We start from the raw sequence: 22,167 nt of genomic DNA, 5'->3' as shown, positions 1-22,167 counted from the left end.
AACTACAATGAGAAAGCAAAGAATGTTATCAAGCAATGTGCTGAAAGGAGATTATCATGTCTAGAATGTTATATAAATTAGGAGGATGGGTTGCTCGCAATCGCATAAAAGTAATATGTGCGTGGATCGTTGTGTTAGTTGCTTCGGTAGGCCTTGCAATCACGTTAAAACCAAGTTTTTCTGAGGATATGTCCATACCTGACACACCTTCGGAAAAAGCGATGGATATCATTCAAAAAGAATTTCCTCACGGTCCTGATAAAGGGAGCATACGGGTGATTTTCGGAGCTGAAGATGGAGAGAAACTTACTGCAGAGTCAGCCAAAAAAGCAATAGAAAATACGTTGACGGAAATCAATAAAGATGATTCTGTTGACTCGATTGCAAGTCCTTTTGTTACAGGAACAATCGCGAAAGATGGCACCGTTGCCTATGCTGATATCAAGTATAAATCTTCAGCAGATGATATAAAAGATTACTCTATCAAACACTTAAAAGACAGTTTGAAATTGGCTGATGACGAGGGATTACAAACTGAGCTAAGCGGAGATGTACCAGGAGCCGAGATGGAGATAGGCGGAGTGTCTGAAATTGTCGGCATTATTTTGGCCTTTGTCGTTTTAGCCATTACATTCGGCTCCTTATTAATAGCAGGTTTGCCGATTTTAACTGCACTGATTGGATTAGGTGTAAGTATTGGACTTGTTTTGATTGGGACACAAGTATTTGATATTGCTTCCGTTAGTCTTTCATTAGCCGGAATGATTGGCCTTGCTGTTGGGATTGATTATGCTTTATTTATTTTTACGAAGCACCGCCAGTTTTTAGGCGAAGGTATACAAAAAAATGAATCAATCGCGAGAGCTACAGGAACAGCTGGGAGTGCAGTTGTTTTTGCCGGACTTACTGTTATCGTCGCACTTTGCGGATTGACTGTCGTTGACATTCCTTTTATGTCTGCAATGGGGCTGACAGCAGGGCTTAGTGTATTGTTAGCTGTTCTCGCTTCAATCACGCTTGTGCCTGCCGTCTTGTCGATAGCGGGGAAACGGATGGTTCCGAAATCAAACAAGAAAAAAGAAAAACAAAGCGCTGAAACAAATGTCTGGGGACGCTTTGTCACAAAAAATCCTATCATGCTAAGTGTATGCAGCATTCTCATTTTGCTCGTTATTAGTATCCCATCTATGCATTTGGAGCTGGGCTTGCCTGATGCAGGGATGAAAGCGAAGGATAATCCAGATCGCCGGGCTTATGACTTGCTTGCCGACGGTTTTGGAGAAGGATTTAATGGTCAATTAACAATCGTAGCGGATGCCACAAGTGTAACAGAAAATAAGGCGGAAGCCTTCGCAGATGCAGTGAAAGAAATAAAGGAACTAGACCATGTAGCGAGTGTCACGCCTGCAATGCCTAATAAAGAAGGGAACTTTGCCATCATTACGGTAGTTCCTACAACAGGTCCAAATGATGCAGCAACGAAGGATTTGGTAAAGGATGTACGCAGCTTATCAGATAAAAATGGGGTAGATTTGCTCGTTACTGGATCGACTGCAGTGAATATTGATATTTCAGAACGCCTTAATGATGCGATACCGGTGTTTGCTGTACTCATTGTTGGTTTTGCGTTTGTATTGCTGACAATCGTATTCCGTTCGTTGCTTGTGCCTCTTGTTGCTGTTGCGGGTTTCATATTGACGATGACAGCCACTCTTGGAATCTGTGTATTTGTTTTACAAGACGGGAATCTCATCGACTTTTTCAAAATACCTGAAAAAGGGCCGATACTCGCGTTCTTGCCAATTTTATCTATTGGGATACTGTTTGGATTAGCCATGGATTATCAAGTATTCCTTGTAAGCAGAATGCGTGAAGAATATGTGAAAACAAAGAATCCAGTACAAGCGATTCAAGCTGGATTAAAACACAGCGGTCCTGTTGTCACCGCAGCCGGCCTGATCATGATATTTGTTTTTGCTGGATTTATCTTTGCTGGTGAAGCTTCTATTAAAGCCAACGGATTGGCTCTTTCCTTTGGTGTGCTCTTTGATGCATTTATTGTACGAATGACACTGATTCCAAGTGTCATGAAACTGATGGGGAATGCAGCCTGGTATTTGCCAAAATGGCTAGACAAGATTATTCCGAATGTGGACATAGAAGGGCATCAACTCACGAAGGAAATACAGCCAGAAATAGATCATGAACAAAAGAAACAAATCATGTAATAGAAAAAGCAGATCATTTATGATCTGCTTTTTTGCTTAACGTTTATTCCCTGATCATGCTGTAGGCGATTTTATAGCCTTTCAATGTGGTAGTATTTAGAAGGTGAAGCCGGCAGTTAAAAAGATGTTCAGATATTTTAAAAACAACAATTATTCAATTTTTATAGCGAGTAATGGCTTAATAGAGTATCAAAAAGCAATTGCGAGTTTTTATCAATGGACAGGTGGGTAACTGAAACATTTAGTATTCAACAAATACATATTCTTAATAAAAGTGATTTCGTTAATACTATTCTGCAAAAATACGTCATTCAACATGCAGCAGTTGTCGGAGACCGTCTATCTGACATATAAATGCGGCTAAAGATAATGGTTTGCTGGCAATCGGATGCTATTTTGATTTTGCAAAGGAAGAGGCCCAAGCTGACTTTGTCATACATGATTAATTGAGCTGGAAACATTATTGCCTGAGCTGAAATAGAGGATGCTAAGCGATAAGGCACCAGTGAATTTGCTGGTTTTGTCATTTATAGCCATTCATAGGGATTACAAACAAACATACCAAACGGTTTGATATGTTTTTGGGTTACAGCATTCATTTTAATAACTAATAACACTTACCGGTCCAAACTAGCCTAGATAATGTTATTCTTAACTATCTAATGATTCTGTTGAAGAAAGCATAACACTCATATATGGTTCTCTATTTTATTATACAAAGAATCATTGTCATCCTTACAATGATCTTGTTTTTTGTATGGATTTTGTATGGTACATTAAATATGTTGCTCAAAGGTGTGAATCAAAAAGGAGATCAAAAATGGGCTGTATTTCGTTCGGCCTTCCGATATACGATTCCGATTTAGGCAGGATTTTTATTTTTGGGGATTGCTTATGGAATCTTTATGCATTACTTAGGAATTCATGCAATCTATCCGAGCATCATGAGTTTCATCATTTTTACGGGATCAATGGAGTTTGTAGCCGCTCATTTTTTGCGAGGCGGTTTTGCAGAATTAAAGCTTGGGAGTCTAATTCATATGGTTCATGCACATGAAAAAAATCCTGTCTCGGCGACAATCCAGTTTTTTTAACCGGCTAAACCAGTTGATCAGAACATCGCCCATGCGACAGAGATCAAACGCAGCAATCGCCCTGGATTCTATTGAATCGACATCTTACATGGCCAAAGTGAGATAACAGCCATGGATGCAATGTCTAATCGAAAGGATTATTATGTTATTTGAACTTGATAAAAATATGTAAGACTGATACAAGCTTATGATTTTAGAATCAACGCCGTGCCAATGCAAATAGCAGCTGCAATGTTTGCTGGTCATTTAAAAAAGTATTTACGGTAATCGGAGGATTTATCATGTCAAAGAAAGTTTCTTCTTCCTATATCATCATTATAGGATTAATGCTATTTGCATTGTTTTTTGGAGCAGGAAATCTCATTTTCCCGCCTATGCTTGGTCAAATGGCTGGAACAAATGTATGGATCGCCAATGCTGGCTTCTTAGTGACAGGAGTTGGCTTGCCATTGCTGGCAATGACAGCATTTGTTTTTTCAGGTAAACATAATTTACAATCGCTAGCCAGCCGTGTGCATCCGGTGTTTGGAATTGTGTTTACGACGATTCTCTATCTGGCAATCGGGCCTTTTTTCGCAATCCCGAGATCTGGGAACGTATCGTTTGAAATTGGAGTAAAACCTTTTTTATCAGATGATGCAGGCCCTGTTCCATTAATCATATTTACGATATTATTTTTCACAGTTGCATGTCTGTTATCACTCAACCCTACAAAAATTATTGATGTAGTCGGAAAATTTTTAACGCCAATTAAATTGACATTTATCGGATTGCTTGTAGTGGTAGCTGTTGTCCATCCAATCGGAACAATTCAAGCACCATCAAAAGGGTATACATCACATGTGTTTTTTAAAGGCTTTCAGGAAGGGTACCTGACTCTGGATGCCCTTGTAGCATTTGTTTTTGGAATCATCATCGTGAATGCAATTAAAGAACAAGGTGCTGCCACCAAAAAACAGCTGGTGATCATTTGTGCAAAAGCAACTGCGATTGCTGCGACACTCCTAGCCCTTATCTATACTGCCCTTTCATATATGGGAGCCTCCAGCGTTGAAAAGCTGGGGCTTTTAGAAAATGGAGCCGAGGTTTTGGCTAAGGTTTCATCCTATTATTTTGGATCCTATGGTTCCATCATATTGGGCTTAATGATTACAGTAGCATGTCTGACAACAAGTGTCGGACTGATCACAGCGTGCTCTTCCTTTTTTCATGAATTATTTCCGAACATTTCGTATAAAAAAATAGCTGTAATGTTAGCAGTGTTTAGTACGCTTGTCTCAAATATAGGGTTAACACAGCTCATTAAGGTGTCCATGCCTGTCTTAATGACGATGTATCCAATCGCGATTTCCTTAATCTTTTTAACGTTTTTGCATTCTGTATTTAAAGGGAAGGCTGAAGTGTATCAGGGCAGTTTACTGTTCACGTTTATCATTAGCCTATTTGACGGTTTGAATGAAGCTGGGATAAAAATTGAAGTCGTAAATCGCATTTTCACTCAGATTCTTCCTATGTACAGCATAGGGCTGGGATGGCTCATTCCAGCTATTATAGGGGGAATAGGCGGCTATATACTGAGTATGTTCCGAACAAAAAGATCATGATAAGCGCATTTATAAAACGAATAAAGGCTTAATAGCGCCACTCATCTTCATAAATATTTTGGTTTCCCTGGTCAGGGTACTAAAGAGTTGAACAATTACTCAGATCTGCAGGTGGAATAAAGCTCTTGTCCGCCTGCTTAATTGGGGGGAAGAAGATGGCTGATCAAAGAGAAGCTTTGTGTATGAGATTAGCAGAAATAGATAAACATGAAATATCGATACTTCGTGAGTTCCAGTTAGAACGGGAGAAGATCTTTTCAAGCTTAAGAGCATTAGAACGGTCTAGTAAAGAAAAGAAGCTCCCATCTCAAGTCGCGCTCGAACAAACAGCAAATGATGTAAAGACATATCGTGTAACATCAAAACCAATCCAACAAAAAAAAAGAAGACAGGGCAGAGCTGAATCAAAAGCCTCTCGTGAAGCAGCATTACACATATTAAAGCAGCAGGATAAGCCAATGAGCAGTATTGAGCTGAAAAGAAAGATTGAGAAGGAAACTGGTGTGCACATCTCTAATATGACATCATTTATGAATACTTTAATGAAAATGCACCCAGAGGTGAAAAAACCTTATAGAGGACAATATAGAATGATTTGATTCTTGCGTGGTATTCGGTTTCTGATTTCCAAAGACTGAGCTTCATATTGTCTGATGCTGGGCGCATAACAAGGTATCCTTGCTATTACGAATGTAGAACGGGGACTAAGGTAGTGGCAGGGAATGTCATTTTCACATGATACCAAGGGTTGTGAATACCTTGGTATTTTTTTGTGCGTGTGTTGTGAAGTGAGCTGAGCTGCTGTCCGAAAACTGCCGCCTAGTCATTAGGGTTGGTTCATGTAGAAAAATAGAGCCCGATTAGAGAGACTCTATTATTGGAAAATATCCATACGGATACAATTCACTTCCTTATGAACCACTCACCATCTGTTTCACTGATAAAACATGGCGGCATTAGTGAATTCCGCTTTACTATCTGGAACACCCCCTTCCTTGAAGCCTGTGTTTGAAGCTCGACATTAAAAACGCAATCCAAATACATGAATCACGTAAATGACAATAGGCGGGATCAACAGGGACGGCAGCAGATTCAGCGTTTTAAACTTCTTAATTCCCAGAATGCTTAACCCTGAGCTAAGGATGAGTATGCCTCCTACAATTGTGATTTCGTTGATAAGGTCTGTATTGATTGCGCTCTCCATTACTTTAGCAAATAAATAGATGGAGCCCTGCCAGACAAATAATACAATGGCAGCCGCTGCGATTCCAAAACCAAAAGTCGAAGCAAGCACAATGGAGGTAATGCCATCTAACATCCCGTTTGTCAGGAGATACGTATAATTTTTATTTAGAGCCGCTTCAACAGGGCCCAATATTGACAGAGAACCTATACAAAATAATAAGATCGCAGTTGATAAACCCTCCGCTAAATTGCTTTTAGAGAATTTATTCACCAGCTTGTTGAATCGTAATTCCAGATTGATGCTTTGGCCAAGCAAACCTCCAAGGGCTAAACTCACGATAAAAAGAATGGGGTATTTACTATCAGGCAAATGCTGTGTAATCGCGTTGATCCCCAGCGCGACTGCAGCGAATCCCATTGCCTGCATCAGGATATCCTGGTATTCATCTTTAATGCCTTTTTTGAATAACCCGCCAATTATACTTCCTGCAATGATCATCACTGTGTTAAAAATGGTCCCAAACATAAGCTTTCTCCTCCAATAATGATTCCTGCATAAAAATTAAACCCTCAAGTTAGTAGAGAGTCAAGGGAGATTAAAAACATATTCATGAAATTTATTTGATGGGCAGCAGGATTTCAGTCACATAATTGTCTAGATTATTTGTAATCCCATAATCAATGAGTGTGATTTCGATTGAGTCTCCCGCTATCTCATAATGATGTTCGTTCATATATGCCAGTAACTGTTTGTAATATGGTTCGGCTTCTGGATGTGACCCTTTAAACCTGATTTGCAGATAGTCTCTTGGAGGAAAAATGATTTCGGATGAAGTTTCTTCATTTTCATCTTCAAGAATCATGAATATGCTGGAATATTTGTCGAACTGATTTGCTATTACATTTGCTGCTGAAATAGATAAACCGATCTTGCCTATAAATATATTCTCGTTTACATTCAGATGAGTTCTTAATTTGGCTAATGAATGTTCGATATCATGGCCGAGAATATACTCATGCTGTAAATAAGCCACACGTAATGCGGGAAGTTTGATTTTTGTAATGTGATGTAACGGCGTGTGGACGGCATTTTCTATTTGCATGATGCGGCGGGAGATCTTTTTTTCTATGCGTTCCAATTCTCTCTTTTTGCGATCAATTTCAGTTTGCTGGCTTTTCAGTAAATGAATCAGAGTGTTTGTATTTTGAGAATTATAAAAATCAAGAAGTTTATTGATTGGCAGGCCTAAAGCTCTCAAATACTTGATGGTATCCAACCGCTCGAACTGTTGGGTAGAATAATATCTATAGTTCGTATGCTCGTCTTTATATTCCGGTTTCAAAAGACCAATTTCATCATAATACCTAAGAGTAGAGACTTTCACATTGAATAGCTTTGAAACTTCTCCAATCGAAAAAAATTCCTTCATTTTAACAACCTTTCTGTTCATATGATTTATACATTCACATTATATAGTAAGGCGCGATAATGTCCGAACAAATTGACATTATCGAGGATAAAAAACATTTTTGAACAAACGGCATAAAGAAAAAGCTCCTTTTGAAAAGGAGCTTTTTCATTCTTCAAAATAAGGATTCACATGGATGAGCACTTCTTCAACATCTGGATACTGTCTTTTGATTTCATTTCGGATTTCGCGGGCAATATCGTGTCCCTGTTTAATCGTCAAATCATGATCCAAAGATAGACGGACATCAAGCAATTTATAGTGGCCATGTTCTCTCGCGCGGATTCTATCGATTCGCTTTACTTGATCACATTGAAAAATAACAGCTTTATATTCCTCTATCAGCTCGGGAGCAACACTTTTCTCCATAAGAACATCAACAGACGGCCTGATTAATTCCATTGAAATCTTAAAAATAAGGTAAGCCACGATTGCACTGGCAATTGCATCGGCGTACAACAGATAGGACCATCCGCGGGTGTTTCCGATAATCGCCAATAGGACGCCGATAAAAGCGGCAAGAGAGGCAACGATATCGCCTTTATGATCGTATGCAATCGCTATAATCGCTTTACTGTTCCATTTTTCTCCCTGCTTTATGGAATAACGATATAGGATCTCCTTAGCCACGTACGAAATCAGAGCTGCAAACAATGCGCTGTATTGTGGAACGCTTGGCCCTTCAACAAAGGACAGAATCGCTTCTATTAGGATATAAACGGATACGATCACTAAGATAATTCCTACAATCGCCTCACTAATGACTTCAGCTTTTCCATGCCCAAAAGGATGGTCTTGATCAGGCGGTTTATTGGATATGCCGATCACTGCCAGGACAGCAATCGAAGCAACGACATCCGCTGCGGAATGGATTCCGTCTGCAAAAACAGCTTCACTATCGCCTATCAGCCCAAAAAAGACCTTTCCTGCCATTAAGATCAGATTGGCTATCAATGCAATCAAAGCAACCTTTTTGCTTATTTGTTCTCTTTCACTTGCCATTTTTTCCTCCTATAAAACTGCACAAAAAAATAGGAGTGCTTTTTATTCGCTCTCCGTATCCTTTCTTGTGTAATCACTTTGCTTATCATACCAATTCCATTTCGAGTGGGTCTATAGCAACGTTGTTTCCTGTTTACTAATAAATAAGGTGAAAGAAAAAAAGTTGGAGCCGGGCTAAAGATCACACAGCAAACAAATAGGTTCTTATGTAACAAGCGGTGATGGTCAACTAAAATTCTGCTTCAGTGAAAAATTTCCACTTCATTTTTAAAAACCTGTTGACATTAGAACATCCGTATTTTATTATTATCTCATATTCAAGATATTTTAATTCAAGATAAAATGCCAACGATTCAAGCGTAAACCTGCGTGTTGCTGAATAATGTAGAGAATCTCAATCATTGTAAGTTCTTTTGAATTTTGTGCAATGTGATTTTTTATAAAGTAATATCTCGGATTCGAGATAAAAGGGGTGTATCGTAAATGGCTGAATTTTCACAGCTAGTCAAAGAAAGAAGATCTGCAAGCAACTTCCTTCCAGATCATCCAATCACGAAAGGTGAACTTAATGAGATGTTTGAATTGGTTGCATTGGCTCCATCGGCTTTTAATTTGCAGCATACAAAATATGTGACGGTTCTAGACCCGGATGTAAAAGAAAAGCTGAAACAGGCCGCAAACGGACAATATAAAGTGTTTAGCTCATCTGCGGTTCTTTTGGTATTAGGGGATAAGCAGGCATATCAGCAAGCGGCTGACATCTATGAAGGATTAAAGGTGTTAGGGGTATTAAATAAGCAAGAGTATGATCACATGGTTCAAGACACCGTTTCGTTTTATGAAAACAGGGGAGAACAATTTAAGAGTGATGAGGCGATAAGGAATGCTTCACTTTCAGCGATGATGTTTATGCTGAGCGCTAAGGAAAAAGGCTGGGATACCTGCCCTATGATCGGCTTTGATGCGGAAGCCGTGAAACAGATTTTGAATATAGATGATCAATTTGAGGTTGTCATGATGATTACAATTGGGAAAGAAAAAACAGAGAGCAGCAGGCCGCGCGGCTATCGGAAGCCTGTAAATGAGTTTGTCGAGTATATCTAAATGAACGTTTAAAGGAGCGGATAAAAATGGCTAAAAAAACGATGGGAATCCATCATATTACAGCAATTGTCGGTCACCCTCAAGAAAACGCAGATTTCTACGCAGGAGTCCTGGGGCTTCGATTGGTCAAGCAAACGGTCAATTTTGATGATCCAGGCACGTATCATCTTTATTTTGGAAATGAAGGCGGGAAGCCGGGAACAATCATCACCTTCTTTCCGTGGGCGGGAGCCCGCCGAGGCATCATTGGAGATGGGCAAGTTGGCGTGACTTCTTATGTGGTGCCGAAGGGAGCTTTGGCTTTTTGGGAAAAGAGACTTGAAAAGTTCAACGTTCCATACACCAAAATCGAGCGTTTTGGAGAACAATATGTAGAATTTGATGATCCGCACGGCCTGCATGTAGAAATCGTGGAAAGAGAAGAAGGAGAAGCCAATACGTGGACGTTCGGAGATATAACACCTGATGTTGCCATTAAAGGCTTTGGCGGTGCAACCCTGTTATCAGCGCAGCCTGATAAAACCGCTGAGCTATTAGAAAACATCATGGGGCTGGAACGAGTCGGCATGGAAGGAGACTTCGTTCGTTATCGTTCTGCCGGTGATATCGGAAATGTGATTGACCTTAAATTAACGCCTATTGGCCGCGGGCAAATGGGAGTCGGCACGGTGCATCACATCGCTTGGCGTGCTAGCGATGACGAAGATCAATTAGATTGGCAAAGATATATTGCTTCTCACGGATACGGTGTGACTCCTGTTCGGGATAGAAACTATTTTAATGCGATTTACTTCAGAGAACATGGGGAAATTCTGTTTGAAATCGCAACTGACCCGCCGGGCTTTGCACAAGATGAATCACCAGAAACAATGGGTGGGAAATTGATGCTGCCTGTGCAGTATGAACCGCATCGAACACAAATTGAACAAGGGCTGCTGCCGTTTGAAGTGAGAGAGTTGGATTGATTTTAATGAATGCTGACGCATGATGAAAATAAAAGGCATATATTCAACAGATGATTGCTGGACGGTACTGGCGGCAAAGAATCAGACTGGTGCCTTTCAGCATATCATGTTACATGAAAAATAAGGAGAGATAAAAATGGAAGATGCAGGACTATTGCTTATTCGTATTATGATTGGTGTGGTGTTTCTGTTTTATGGATCACAAAAATTATTCGGCTGGTTTGGCGGATACGGGATTAAAGGAACCGGACAATGGTTCGAGTCAATTGGGGTTAAACCAGGTAACGTCGCGGCCGCTTTATCAGGTCTTGGGGAATTAGTAAGCGGAATTCTATTTATTTTAGGTGTGTTCCTCCCGCTTGGAGCTGCTATCATCACGATCATTATGTTAGGTGCTATCGTAAAAGTCCATGGAGCGAAAGGATTTGCGAATGGCGCCGGCGGTTTTGAATATAACGTGGTGCTGATTGCAGTCTCCATCGGGGTTGCACTCATCGGTTCAGGGGCTTACGCTGTGCATTTTTAATACGAAAGTATCTAAGAACAGTTACTGGCATGCGGTAACTGTTCTTTTGTTTTGCGATTTTCGGGCAAACTTGCAGGTACCCTGCAAAGCAAAAAAGCGGATATAATAAATATAAATGTGTATAGTGAATGATACGTATCGATGAGCTTGGTCATGAAAGACAGACCAATTTGAAGGAGTAAATGGATGAAAGAGATGACAGAATTACATTCATTATATGCTATAGAGAATTTTATTAAACAGCATCAATTCAGTTTTATCTATATATCAAGGCCCGGCTGTACAGTATGTCACGCTGTTCTGCCGCAGCTCAGAATAGTCTTGGATCAGTTTCCAAATATCACATTGGGGCATATCAATGCTGACGATGTAGAAGAGGTCGCCGGCAGATTTTCAGTCTTCACCGTCCCTGTGCTTCTTTTGTTCATCGATGGGACTGAGTTTCTGAGAGAAGCCCGTTTTGTTCATTTTGAACAGCTCGAAGAAAGGCTGAAAAGGGTTTATCAGTTATATGAAGATGAATAAAGCTTTACGCTTTCCAAATGAAAAGGAGCTTTCTGAAATTGAGCTGGAGCAAATGAATCAATATGTTCTGCATTATAGAATGAGGATCAATCATGGGATATAAGTGATTGATCCATCAGCATATCAGTATTCCTCACTTCATCATATTTTCAGCAGCCATCCTGTGGAATATCATTGGGCTTGCATAGAAACATCACATCAAATCCAGCAAAATCATTTCTAAACAAACCAATAAGTGAAGCAAAAAAGGGTGCTACAAGGTGTAGCATCCTTTTTGATTTTTTAGAAACAGTAATATTCAAATGATTATCTGACACTTTGTATACGTTTGTATACAATTAGCATCACATAATGTAGGAAAGGGGCTTTATGAATGAAGAGCAAAGATGTTAAGAAAGAAGGGCATCATCGTGGGGATCGTCACAGGGGCAGAGGCGGTTCACAGCATCATGGACCAAAAACTTTTCGCCGCGGCAGGGCCATGGCCTTTTTAGAGATGATGCATTTGAAGCGCGCGACTATTAAGCAGCAGTTAGAACAGCCGGAATTCCAATCTATCCAGCAAATGCTTGTCGGCGAATTAAAAGCCATTGATATGGTGATCAACGAATTTATCCAGTTATTTGAAATACATTGAAAGTGAAGCAAAGGATGTATCCGGAAAAGGTGAAGATACAGAGGCATCTTCAGAAAATGGAGAGAAAGGAAAGGAACCGAATGAAACAAATGAACATTATATTGATTCGTGTTTTCTAATGAAGATGATCTTTTGGAAGAAGTGGTTTCGTCCATCAAAGAAAATGGTATGCCATCTATATCTGTATCTCCTTCTGCTGGAAAGCTGCTCACCATGCTTGTGTCCATTTCAGGCGCCAAACATGTTCTGGAGATTGGGGCACTCGGGGGGATAGCGGAATTTGCCTTGCCAGAGGATTCGGGAAAGAAGGAACATTAACCTCTCTTGAATTAAAGAAGGAATATGCCGAGTTAGCGCACAGCAATCTAACAAAAGCCGGCTTTGGCGGTCAAGTCACATATATGACAGGTGCTGCGTTGCAAAGCCTTGAACAATTGGTCAAAAGTGATAAGCGATTTGTTTTTTTATTTATCGATGCTGACAAAGGGAATTATGAACAGTACTTGACACATTGCATTGAGCTTGCAAAGCCAGGTGCTGTCATTGTTGCAGATAATGTGCTTGCAGGTGGCAGTGTGGCAGATCAAAAGGCTGCACCCCGGCGCCATACAGAAGTCATGAGGACATTCAATAAAACAGTGGCTCAGCATCCTCAGCTGGAATCCCTGCTGATCCCAATCGGCGACGGAATGACTGTTTCAAAAGTAAAGAAATAAACCAAAAACACCTGAGTGATTTCCTGACAAAAGGTGAGATACAAAAGCTGGAGAGGCACTTTCATCAAAATGTTTAAGAATTGGCTAAAAGCTTTTGGATAAGCTCTTGAAGTGAGTTTATCACTTGTTGACTCGAATATTGACTATTGGTGGAGCTTGTTTGACTAAAAAGGTTATATTGAAAAACAATTCCCTTATTCGATCCACCAACACCGGATTCTGATTTAGACATCGTTAGCGGACTGATAGAAAATGCGCCGCAGTATTCGAGACGCTGTTTCCAGAAATCGAATGAATAATTGGATGTTTGTCCATTATATTTCTCCTCTCTCTGTATGAACTGCTTATTAGTTTACTCAGCGTGAGGATCGATTGGTTAAACGAAACGGTAAAAAATAACGTGAAAAAATCGAAAAGACGTCCAAAACAGGCGTCTTTTTAATGCGGCTTATGAGGACTTGGTTTTACATTCTCATTGATTTTATCAATTCTAACCCTAACTGGCCGTTTGCTTCTAATGTCGCTTTTTTGACATCCGGTAGGTACTCTCTGAAGTCTCAGTTGCAATTTCAATCTGATCAGCTGTAAGCCTCATTCTTTTTAAGTTTTCTGTATGTACATGTCTATTATCAATAACGATTCTCGCTTTTCCAGTTAGCCTTCACTTGAAGCCATTACATAAAGAGAGCAATCGTAAAGATTGCAGCTGCGATCAGTGTTTTGATGAGGTTGTGTTCGATGATGGGCTGAACGATAATCGTTCCGATATAAATCCCGACATTCTCAGCAAGATGACATCAGATATAATGAGAACAAAATCTTCCCAAGTGAAGTTCATACTACCACTTGACCAGTTTAATTTAGATTTCTTTGAAATCCGAAAGGGTGGTCATTCATTCGTATAAGAATACCGGGCGGGTTCATTTGAGGATCATATTCACAGTCTCTCAACCATGACTGATTGTTGATTAGATGGTATAAATGTATCTTATTAAAGCCCTTTATCAAACGCGATGGTTTCGACTTGTCTTGGGTACGAAATGTGAAGAAGCCCGTTTAACAGCTGAAGCTGCAATAAATGGGATTCGGTGGCTTCAGGAAGCTGAATAGTGCGCTCAATTTCGCCGTAATACCGTTCACGCAGCACCTCCATTTCGGCGGGAAAAACAGGCGTGATCGTTCCTTTGATCAGCAGCTGGGTTTTAGATATTAAGCGGATCGTTAATTCCTCTTCATACACACCGGGCATTTCCACAATGATAAAATTATTCTCTTCATCTTGATAAAAGTCATAAACGAACGTATAAGTATCGGAATCAAAAAATTGTTCCGGGGCTTTATGCTTGAGCACATTTGTCCAAAAATCACTTTGCTTATATTCTTTCGTAATCTCAAGCCATTTTCGTATTTTTTCGATATCCATATGACGTTCTCCTTATATTTGATTTGCAATTGGTGCAGAAAAATTTCCGATTTTGTCTTGGTCACTGACGTCAGTATCAAGATTTCCAGTGTTTAAAAGCGAAGAAGAAGGCGAAAAATCCCCTAAAGAAAAGTTTGCTCCAAAATACTTGCTGTTCGCTGTATGACTGTTATGCAAAGTTGGACCGATATCCACATTCCCGTTTTGCGTAACTCCATTAACCTTAATATTCGCGATATTAATTTGATATGGCATAAACGAAACCCCTTTAATCTAAGATTGGCGGCGGTACAATCGGAGGTGTATTAACATTGGATGTAGCAGAGCTGCCGATAGATGTCTGGTCATTAACATCAGGATCATTTAAGAAGTTTTCCATTACGGATTCTGTAGGTGATGTATCACCGAAAGAAGAGTTGATCCCTTGAGATTTATTATTGGCGGTATGGCTGTTATGCGCGGCTTCGCCTATTGTAATTGAACCATTGCCTGAAATGCTGTTGATCTTCAAATAATATAGATTGATTACTGTAGTCGGCATCCCATCACACCCTTCCATCATTCTGTACAGTACAGTATGCGCCGCTGCATCCAATTGTTCCTTGTATTGGGGATTCAATAAGCAGAAGAGAATGAGGCGGCCTGTATTAATGATATGAGGAAAAAACGGGCGGCCAAGTCTGGATAAAAATGAAATTTATTGACATAAAATCCAACGGCATGAAATAATACTCACAAGTAACATTACTTGTGAGTATCTTTTTGTGGAGGATGATCCTAGTTGAAAAGCAAAAAAGGACGTAAAGGGGAAGAAAGCCGGAAACGATTACTTAACGCTGCTGCTAATGAATTTGCGATTTGGGGATTTCATGAAACGAAAGTAAGTGAAATTGTGAAAAGAGCGGGACTGACGCAGCCTTCCTTTTATCTGTACTTTCAAAGCAAAGAAGCGATCTTTGAGGAGTTAATCAACGATTTTCACTCCCGTGTCAGAAAGCTGACAGAGTCACTCCTCCTAGAAAACGGATTACACACGGAGGATGTGTCAAAACGGGTGCTGTCTGCTGTGGAAACTGTTTTTCAATGTCTGGCTGAGGACAAGGATGTAACCAAGATCGGCTTTTTTCTCAACCCAGAAGCGAAACAAATGAAAAAAGGCTTGGCGATGGTTTTGAAAGAAAACCTAGAAGCAGAACAGCGGCTTGGCTATTTTCACTCCGAGCTGGACATGGAAACGGTCGCTGAGTGTTTGATCGGCATGATCGAACATTTAACGGATTCCTTTTTGTTAACCGGAATAAAAGATCCGGCAAGCCTCGCCGCAGAGGTTGTAAATCTTTTAATATACGGGATGCTTCCAAAAGGGAGTGACGTAAGGTGATATCTATGATTATGAAAGTCAGTTTGGCAGCTTTTATGCTCGCGGGAGGCATCATAAAGGTGTTCCGCGTTCCCTTTCAAGTTGAGCATTGGCGGCATTATCAATATCCATTATGGTTTCTGACTGTTACTGGAATTCTTGAAATAGCTGGGGCACTTGCTATGACAGCGGGAATTTGGAATCGGTATGCAGCATTTGGAGCAGGCGTCCTGTTTGTCGTTCTCATGGCGGGAGCGGTTCATGCGCACATTGTTCGAGCGCATCAATCGCTTCTCATGACGATACCCGCAGCGATCTGTTTGATTGTTTCGATCATGATCATTATTAGAGAGTTCACGTAAGCTTTTCTCTTATATTTCCACAGTCTTTTATTTTGGTTTGCAGGAAATCTATTTCTCTTATCGAATGATAGAGAGTCAGAGGCTTAAACCAGCTTATTTTTTATTTGTACGCAGTGATTGTCCGGCATTGGCTGGACTTTTTTCATAAGGAGGAAACAGGATGACGTTAACCTTGGAAGACATGACTGTAGAAGAGTTCGAAGCATTTCGCGGGATGTCCGTGCAAAATTATGCGAAACAAAACATAAAATCGGGAACTTGGACAGAAAAGGAGGCGTTCGAAAAATCGGAGCAGGCATATGAGAACATGATTCCGGAGGGACGAAACAGCAGAAATCATTATTTTTGGAACATCGCAAATGAACAAGGAGAAAGGAAGGGTTGGCTCTGGCTGTATGCTGATCCGTTTCATCCGCAAAAGGAAGCGTTTATCTATTCCTTTGGATTGTATGAAGCCTTTCGCGGTAAAGGGCTGGCTCAATTGGCGCTTCAAACGCTGGATGAAAGAGCAAGAGAGCTTGGTGCGGAAAGACTTGCTCTTCATGTGTTTGCGCACAACGAGACAGCCGTCTATCTTTATCAGAAGATGGGCTATGCCATGACCAATATACGTATGCGGAAACAGCTGTGCTGACCCCAGCCGCTTACTTAAGCGGTTTCCCAAACACAATATGCCAATGTAGATGTTTAGAGTCCTGGTAAGCTCCTAAGTTGGTGATCACACGGCATGCGCCTTTTTCTTCCGTCACCATGGAAGCGACCTTTTGAATGACACCCATTAATTCAAGAAGCAAGCCATGGTCGTGCTCTTCCAGGGTGATCAATGAGGAAATATGTTTCTTAGGAACAGCCACAATATGGACTGGATAAAAAGGCTTTGTATGATAGTATGCCAATACGTTATCTGTCTCTAGTACCTTATTCACTTTCGTTTTGCCGCTAAATACCTCATCACAGTAAAAGTCTTCAGTCATATGATCCATCCTCACTTTGTTTGTTTCATTTAATAATCTTCTGCATTTCTTCATCACCTCCCTTCTATTGTGGGAAATTTCCATTTGAATGATCAAGGGCCGCGCACCCTTGATATTTTTTTGCCCATGAACATGAATTATCGCAGGCTTGATCGACGGCTAAGGAGAGGCCTGCTGTTAAAAACAGCAAAAAAAGATTGACCTGTAAAATGTAAGGGATTACAATTGAAAACAGTTAGGAAAGACTTTCCCTGTTTTTAAATTATTATTATAAATATTTTTGGGAATTACTTTTATTTTCTAATGATATATAGGGAAAGACTTTCTTTATTTTCGCAGAATGGGAGTGGTAATCATGGGAAATGTACAGGTTGGGCTATTAGGTGCGGGACGGATGGGAGCTTTTCATGGAGAAAGTATTGCGTTCCGTGTGAAAGGGGCAGATTTGTATGCGGTTGCAGATCCGGTTCCGGGTAATGCAGAAGCATTAGCAAAAAAGCTCGGCTCAAATATTAAAGCGTTTACAGATCCGTTAGACATGCTGGAGCACCCGGATATTGATGCGGTCATTATTGCTTCGCCGGCAAGGACGCATGCCGCAAACATTATTGCAGCGGCAAAGAAGGGGAAAGCTGTATTTTGTGAGAAACCGATGGCTGTCACGCTGGAAGAAGCGGATGAAGTCACCAGGGTAGTGAATGAAGAGTCTGTTCCGCTTCAGATCGGTTTTAACAGACGTTTCGCTAAAGGCTTTCGCAGTGCGTATGAGGAAATCCGCGCAGGAAAAATCGGCACGCCTCAGTTAATGCGTTCCATCACAAGAGACCCGGCACTCGGTGATCCGACACCAATTCCTCAATGGACGATCTTCTTAGAGACGCTGATTCATGACTTTGATACGTTACTCTACCTCAATCCAAATGCGAAGCCGATTGAAGTCTATGCCGCTGCTGATGCGCTAGTCAGACCTGATTTTAAAGACAAAGGTTTTTTGGATACTGCAGTTGTCACGATCAAATTTGATAACGGAGCGATCGCAACGGCGGAAGCGAACTTCCAAGCCGTTTATGGATATGATGTCCGCGGAGAAGTGTTCGGCTCTGAAGGCATGCTGACCATCGGAGATATCCGCCATACAAACATGACAAGGTATAACAAAGACGGAGTCAGCTACAACACAATTCGCTACGACCAGGATTTATTATTTGATGCTTATGTTGATGAATTGCAATCGTTTGTTGATGCCGTTCGAAATAATAATCCAACCTCAGTAACAGGTGAAGATGCGCGTGCAGCACTTGCCATTGCCACAGCTTGTATAGAATCTTGCAAAATGAAGCAGCCTGTCACATTAAAAGACGGAGTGCCTCAAACGGTTTGAGTTTTTCATAGAAGAAGCGCCTTTTTAAAAAGAAATTCCTGTCGGCATTCGTTTATACTAGAGAGGATCTATTTTATAAAGGTGGCCTTCTTAATGAAAACAACCATTTATGATGTTGCGAAGGAAGCAAACGTTTCAATCTCTACAGTTTCAAAGGTTCTTAATCATACAGGCAATATAAGTGAAAAAACGAAAAAAAGAATTTGGAAAGTGATTGAGGAGCTTCAATATCAGCCAAGTGTTGTGACTTCAACGAGAAAAATGATGAAGACCATCGGGCTGCTCATTCCTGACATCGCTAATCCATTTATGGCCGAGCTGGCCAGAGCTGTGGAGGACAGCGGCCGTAAAAAGGACTTTAGTGTCATCATATGCAGTACGGACAACAATTCGCTGAGAGAAGAAGAATATATCACCATGCTGAAGCAAAAACATGTAGACGGCATTATTGTGGCGACGGGTCTCAAGAACAGTCAGGCGATACGTGAACTGATTGAAAGCGACATGCCTGTTGTCATGCTATCGAGAGATATACCGCATCTGCCTGTAGACACTGTAGTGGCGGATGATTTTAAAGGGGGATATGAGGCAGCCGTCCATTTAGCCCAATTAGGGCATACCAACATAGCTGTCATAGCAGAAAAGATTAACAATACATCAATTAAAAATCGTGTCATCGGCTTTAAAGAAGGACTGCAGGTTTCAGGAATCCAAATCGATGAATCAGCCATTCTGGACTGTCCGTATGACTTGTCAGCCAGTAAAGACATCAGTTTAAAGCTGCTTCATCAGAAACATAGGCCGACGGCTGTCTTTGTGACGACTGAGTTGCTTGGTTTAGGGGTTTTGCAGGCTGCAAGGCAGCTTCACATTTCTATTCCTTCATCTCTTTCACTGGTTGGGTTTGATAACAGCATCCTGGCAAAGATCAGTGATCCTCAGTTAACGACAATCGCACAGCCGACTGAAGAAATGGGAGAAAAGGCAATTGAACTGCTGATAGACGGCATGGCTCATTCAAAGCAAAAGAAAGCGGTACAGCGGGTGATGCTGTCTCCTTCATTAATCGTGCGGGATTCAACGGCCTCACTGTTATAACCCTTTTGGCATTGGGAGATCTTTCTCTAAAACGGAGGAATCTCCCTTGCTTAAACGTCAAATACAATAAGTTGGAGGTTTCTTGATGACATCCAAAAAGGCCTATATCAGTCTTATTTACTTTTTCGGGGCATTAGGAGGTTTGCTGTTCGGGTACGATACAGGTGTAATATCCGGTGCTCTGCTGTTTATAAGGGAAGACATGGAGCTGACTCCATTTTTAGAAGGATTAGTTGTCAGTGGAGTGCTGATTGGCGCTTTAGTTGGCGCAGCCTTTTGCGGAAGATTTTCCGATCGTTATGGCAGAAAAAAAACCATCATCTGGCTGGGTGTGCTTTTTACAATTGGAGCCATTGGAACAGGCCTGGCTCATAATATCGGAATATTATTAATATTCAGAATAGAACTGGGCATAGCGGTTGGAGGAGCCTCGGCAATTGTTCCTTTGTATTTGTCAGAAATGGCACCTGCCGCAATCAGAGGCAGAATCGCTTCATTGAATACACTGATGAATTCTTTCGGGATTCTCATGGCTTATATTGTGAACTTTGTTTTTTCATCTTCCGGCAGGTGGGATCTGATGCTCCTATTAGCAGTGATTCCCTCCTTCATTCTCATGGCCGGCATGTTTTTTATGCCTGAAAGCCCGCGATGGGTGTTGCAGAAAAGAAGTGAGGATGAAGCACGCCATATTTTGCTCCTGACGAGAGATCCGAAAACAATCGATGCTGAGATTCGCAGTATGAAAGAGATCAAGACGGAAGAGCGTGTTTCAATATCAATATTATTATCGCCGGCAATCAGGCCGATCTTATTTATCGGTATTGGGGTCGCCATCTTTCAGCAAGTGATAGGCACGAATACGATTATTTATTATACACCGACGATCTTAGAAAATGCGGGGTTCGGCGCTTCCAGTGCCATTGCAGGAACCATTGGCATCGGCATTATCAATGTCTTATTTACGATCCTCGGCTTGCTGCTGATTGATATGATAGGCCGAAGAAACCTCATGCTGATTGGCAATGTCGGAATGTCTTTGGCACTTGGTATTTTGGGGGTCAGTACGCTTTTCTTTCATGCACCCGGGTGGCTGCTGTTATCCTGCTTATGCTTGTTTATGGTAGCGTATTCAGCGAGCTGGGGAATGGTCGTTTGGGTTGTGCTGGCTGAAATTTTCCCGTTACACATCAGGGGGACGGCATTGGGGATCGCAAGTACTTGTCTGTGGCTGGCAAATATTGCGGTGTCGCTGTCCTTCCCGCTGCTTTTAGATCTGATTGGTACAGGTATTTTATTTCTCATGTACGGTGCCATTGGCGTCCTTGCCTTTCTCTTTGTCTATAAATTTGTGCCGGAGACAAAAGGCAAATCATTGGAACAGATTGAAGGAGAAATCATGTCAAAGAATACAGCTTCATCTTTCTAAAAGGGGGATTTCAATATGGGAAGAGAATATGGGTTATGCTTATGGACTTTCGGCAGCATTCCACTTGAACAAAAATGCCGGCTGGCTGCAGAAATCGGAGTAGACGGAGTTGAGGTCGAGGGGGATATTTCTCTGAATCCGAAAGAGCTTGCCGAAACACTGGCTGCTCATCATGTAAAGGTTTTATCGGTAACGCCAAGGAATGTGGATATTTCAAGCACGAATGAAGAGGTTCGGTCAAAGGCTGTACAATATTTCTTGGACTTACTGGACTGGGCTGTGGATTTAGGGGCTCCCCGTATCTGTCTTCACGGTGATGTCGGCAAAGTGAGAGGGAGCGGTGATGATGAGAGGGATTGGAGTTTATTGGTCGAAAGCTCTAAAAAGATTATGGCTAAAGCGGAGGAATTACAAATTCAGGTGGTATTCGAAGTATTGAACCGGTACGAAAATCATCAAGTGGTCACTGGCGAAGAAGCTCTACAATTCATACGTGATGTCGGCAGTTCCAAACTCGATGTTCTTCTCGATGCGTATCATATGAACATAGAAGAGGCTGATCCTGTGAAGGCCATTGAAATGACAGGGCAGAAACTCGGAGTCTATCACGTGGCTGATTCAAATCGCCAGGCCATCGGAAACGGCCATGCCAATCTGAAAGAGCAAATCGAAGCACTCCATTCTATCGGTTATAAAGGCCCGATTATTATGGAGATGGTGGCAGCCGGTCCTGACCCTTTTACTCCGGTAAAAGGAAATAGCTATCTGGAAGTGGTGACGGGGTACTTTAAGTCATCTCTAGAGACATTAAGGTCATGGGAAGGTTTGAAAATATAAAGAAAAAGGACAACATGTGTTGTTCTTTTTTTTGTCAATATTCTATGGAGCTACTCGCCTGTAACGACTAACCAAACTTATTTTCCTCCATTTAAATGAATCTGACTAATGTCAGTTTTGTGATTGGGAACCATTTAATAATAAACAATTATCATAAGTTTTATTTATATTAACAGTTTACAATCTGACTAAGGTCAGGTAAAGTGAGTGTGACCAAATAAATCGATGAACAAAAAAGGAGAAGAAAC

Annotated in this window: 21 protein-coding genes and 5 pseudogenes; 18 read left to right on the top strand and 8 right to left on the bottom strand. The window is 41.1% G+C overall.

What is annotated here, in order from left to right; genetic code table 11:
- The first annotated feature begins 56 nt into the window (after positions 1-56).
- From AC0C66_RS15580 to AC0C66_RS15560, 5 genes and pseudogenes are all read left to right on the top strand, one after another.
- Positions 57-2,228 carry an MMPL family transporter gene (locus tag AC0C66_RS15580; protein ID WP_072183087.1) on the top strand — a complete coding sequence of 724 codons (2,172 nt, stop codon included), beginning with the start codon at positions 57-59 and terminating at the stop codon, positions 2,226-2,228.
- A gap of 109 nt (positions 2,229-2,337) precedes the next feature.
- Positions 2,338-2,709, top strand: a pseudogene (locus AC0C66_RS15575) (nucleosidase); the annotation flags it as partial.
- A gap of 301 nt (positions 2,710-3,010) precedes the next feature.
- Positions 3,011-3,280, top strand: a pseudogene (locus AC0C66_RS15570) (AzlC family ABC transporter permease); the annotation flags it as partial.
- A gap of 323 nt (positions 3,281-3,603) precedes the next feature.
- A complete protein-coding gene (gene brnQ / locus AC0C66_RS15565; protein WP_088680020.1) occupies positions 3,604-4,926 on the top strand; it encodes a branched-chain amino acid transport system II carrier protein in 1,323 nt (440 codons plus the stop codon).
- 155 nt (positions 4,927-5,081) lie between these two features.
- Positions 5,082-5,525: a Rok-like winged helix domain-containing protein gene (locus AC0C66_RS15560; protein ID WP_014112813.1), complete on the top strand. Its 444-nt coding sequence runs from the start codon at positions 5,082-5,084 to the stop codon at positions 5,523-5,525.
- Between the two features lie 422 nt (positions 5,526-5,947).
- Here the strand turns inward: AC0C66_RS15560 and AC0C66_RS15555 are convergent, their stop codons facing one another.
- From AC0C66_RS15555 to mneP, 3 genes are all read right to left on the bottom strand, one after another.
- Positions 5,948-6,637 (bottom strand): DUF554 domain-containing protein, encoded by a 690-nt coding sequence (locus AC0C66_RS15555; protein ID WP_014112814.1) that lies wholly within the window; start codon positions 6,635-6,637, stop codon positions 5,948-5,950.
- A 91-nt stretch (positions 6,638-6,728) separates the two neighbouring features.
- On the bottom strand, positions 6,729-7,541 hold the full coding sequence (locus tag AC0C66_RS15550; RefSeq protein ID WP_072183085.1) for a MerR family transcriptional regulator: 813 nt from the start codon (positions 7,539-7,541) through the stop codon (positions 6,729-6,731).
- A 147-nt stretch (positions 7,542-7,688) separates the two neighbouring features.
- On the bottom strand, positions 7,689-8,582 hold the full coding sequence (gene mneP / locus AC0C66_RS15545; protein ID WP_072183084.1) for a manganese transporter MneP: 894 nt from the start codon (positions 8,580-8,582) through the stop codon (positions 7,689-7,691).
- Between the two features lie 483 nt (positions 8,583-9,065).
- Between mneP and AC0C66_RS15540 the strand changes: the two genes are divergently transcribed.
- The 6 genes and pseudogenes from AC0C66_RS15540 (at position 9,066) to AC0C66_RS15515 (ending at position 13,055) form a co-directional block, all read left to right on the top strand.
- Entirely contained in the window at positions 9,066-9,686 is a 621-nt protein-coding gene (locus tag AC0C66_RS15540; RefSeq protein WP_072183083.1) for a nitroreductase family protein, read from the top strand.
- Between the two features lie 26 nt (positions 9,687-9,712).
- Positions 9,713-10,651, top strand: a complete 939-nt coding sequence (locus AC0C66_RS15535; RefSeq protein ID WP_072183082.1) for a ring-cleaving dioxygenase — start codon at positions 9,713-9,715, stop codon at positions 10,649-10,651.
- A gap of 136 nt (positions 10,652-10,787) precedes the next feature.
- A complete protein-coding gene (locus AC0C66_RS15530) occupies positions 10,788-11,177 on the top strand; it encodes a DoxX family protein (protein ID WP_072183081.1) in 390 nt (129 codons plus the stop codon).
- Between the two features lie 186 nt (positions 11,178-11,363).
- On the top strand, positions 11,364-11,702 hold the full coding sequence (locus AC0C66_RS15525; RefSeq protein ID WP_072183080.1) for a thioredoxin family protein: 339 nt from the start codon (positions 11,364-11,366) through the stop codon (positions 11,700-11,702).
- Between the two features lie 373 nt (positions 11,703-12,075).
- Positions 12,076-12,430: pseudogene (locus AC0C66_RS15520) on the top strand (hypothetical protein); the annotation flags it as partial.
- A pseudogene (locus tag AC0C66_RS15515) lies at positions 12,420-13,055 on the top strand (O-methyltransferase). The pseudogenes AC0C66_RS15520 and AC0C66_RS15515, both read left to right, overlap by 11 nt.
- 73 nt (positions 13,056-13,128) lie before the next feature.
- On the opposite strand, the pseudogene AC0C66_RS15510 reads toward AC0C66_RS15515, so the two are convergent.
- From AC0C66_RS15510 to AC0C66_RS15495, 4 genes and pseudogenes are all read right to left on the bottom strand, one after another.
- A pseudogene (locus AC0C66_RS15510) lies at positions 13,129-13,370 on the bottom strand (spore germination protein).
- 676 nt (positions 13,371-14,046) lie between these two features.
- On the bottom strand, positions 14,047-14,478 hold the full coding sequence (gene cotP / locus AC0C66_RS15505; protein WP_072183078.1) for a spore coat protein CotP: 432 nt from the start codon (positions 14,476-14,478) through the stop codon (positions 14,047-14,049).
- A gap of 12 nt (positions 14,479-14,490) precedes the next feature.
- Positions 14,491-14,733, bottom strand: coding sequence for a spore germination protein (locus AC0C66_RS15500; RefSeq protein ID WP_014112826.1), 243 nt, complete (start codon positions 14,731-14,733; stop codon positions 14,491-14,493).
- 13 nt (positions 14,734-14,746) lie between these two features.
- Positions 14,747-15,019, bottom strand: a complete 273-nt coding sequence (locus AC0C66_RS15495; RefSeq protein ID WP_041520868.1) for a spore germination protein — start codon at positions 15,017-15,019, stop codon at positions 14,747-14,749.
- A 240-nt stretch (positions 15,020-15,259) separates the two neighbouring features.
- Here AC0C66_RS15495 and AC0C66_RS15490 point away from each other — a divergent pair, with 240 nt between their 5' ends.
- From AC0C66_RS15490 to AC0C66_RS15480, 3 genes are all read left to right on the top strand, one after another.
- The gene (locus AC0C66_RS15490) at positions 15,260-15,859 is read left to right on the top strand and encodes a TetR/AcrR family transcriptional regulator (protein WP_072183077.1); all 600 of its coding nucleotides are present in this window, start codon (positions 15,260-15,262) and stop codon (positions 15,857-15,859) included.
- Positions 15,856-16,200, top strand: a complete 345-nt coding sequence (locus tag AC0C66_RS15485; protein WP_072183076.1) for a DoxX family protein — start codon at positions 15,856-15,858, stop codon at positions 16,198-16,200. Before AC0C66_RS15490 ends, AC0C66_RS15485 begins: the two co-directional genes overlap by 4 nt.
- Before the next feature lie 160 nt (positions 16,201-16,360).
- The gene (locus AC0C66_RS15480) at positions 16,361-16,834 is read left to right on the top strand and encodes a GNAT family N-acetyltransferase (RefSeq protein ID WP_072183075.1); all 474 of its coding nucleotides are present in this window, start codon (positions 16,361-16,363) and stop codon (positions 16,832-16,834) included.
- Positions 16,835-16,844: 10 nt separating this feature from the next.
- Here AC0C66_RS15480 and AC0C66_RS15475 read toward each other — a convergent pair whose 3' ends face one another.
- Entirely contained in the window at positions 16,845-17,228 is a 384-nt protein-coding gene (locus tag AC0C66_RS15475; RefSeq protein ID WP_061186293.1) for an HIT domain-containing protein, read from the bottom strand.
- Between the two features lie 301 nt (positions 17,229-17,529).
- Here AC0C66_RS15475 and AC0C66_RS15470 point away from each other — a divergent pair, with 301 nt between their 5' ends.
- The 4 genes from AC0C66_RS15470 to AC0C66_RS15455 all read left to right on the top strand — a co-directional run bounded on the left by AC0C66_RS15470 (position 17,530) and on the right by AC0C66_RS15455 (position 21,919).
- Positions 17,530-18,555, top strand: a complete 1,026-nt coding sequence (locus AC0C66_RS15470; RefSeq protein WP_072183074.1) for a Gfo/Idh/MocA family oxidoreductase — start codon at positions 17,530-17,532, stop codon at positions 18,553-18,555.
- A 93-nt stretch (positions 18,556-18,648) separates the two neighbouring features.
- Complete coding sequence (locus AC0C66_RS15465; protein WP_014112832.1) at positions 18,649-19,653, top strand: LacI family DNA-binding transcriptional regulator; 1,005 nt, start codon at positions 18,649-18,651, stop codon at positions 19,651-19,653.
- A gap of 85 nt (positions 19,654-19,738) precedes the next feature.
- The gene (locus tag AC0C66_RS15460; protein ID WP_072183073.1) at positions 19,739-21,082 is read left to right on the top strand and encodes a sugar porter family MFS transporter; all 1,344 of its coding nucleotides are present in this window, start codon (positions 19,739-19,741) and stop codon (positions 21,080-21,082) included.
- A gap of 15 nt (positions 21,083-21,097) precedes the next feature.
- A complete protein-coding gene (locus AC0C66_RS15455; protein WP_072183072.1) occupies positions 21,098-21,919 on the top strand; it encodes a sugar phosphate isomerase/epimerase family protein in 822 nt (273 codons plus the stop codon).
- The last annotated feature ends 248 nt before the right edge of the window (positions 21,920-22,167 follow it).

It is taken from the genome of Bacillus sp. VA13 (genome assembly GCF_055710085.1).
Note: the sequence above shows the minus strand (reverse complement) of the source record. Positions and strands in the feature narration are given on the sequence as shown.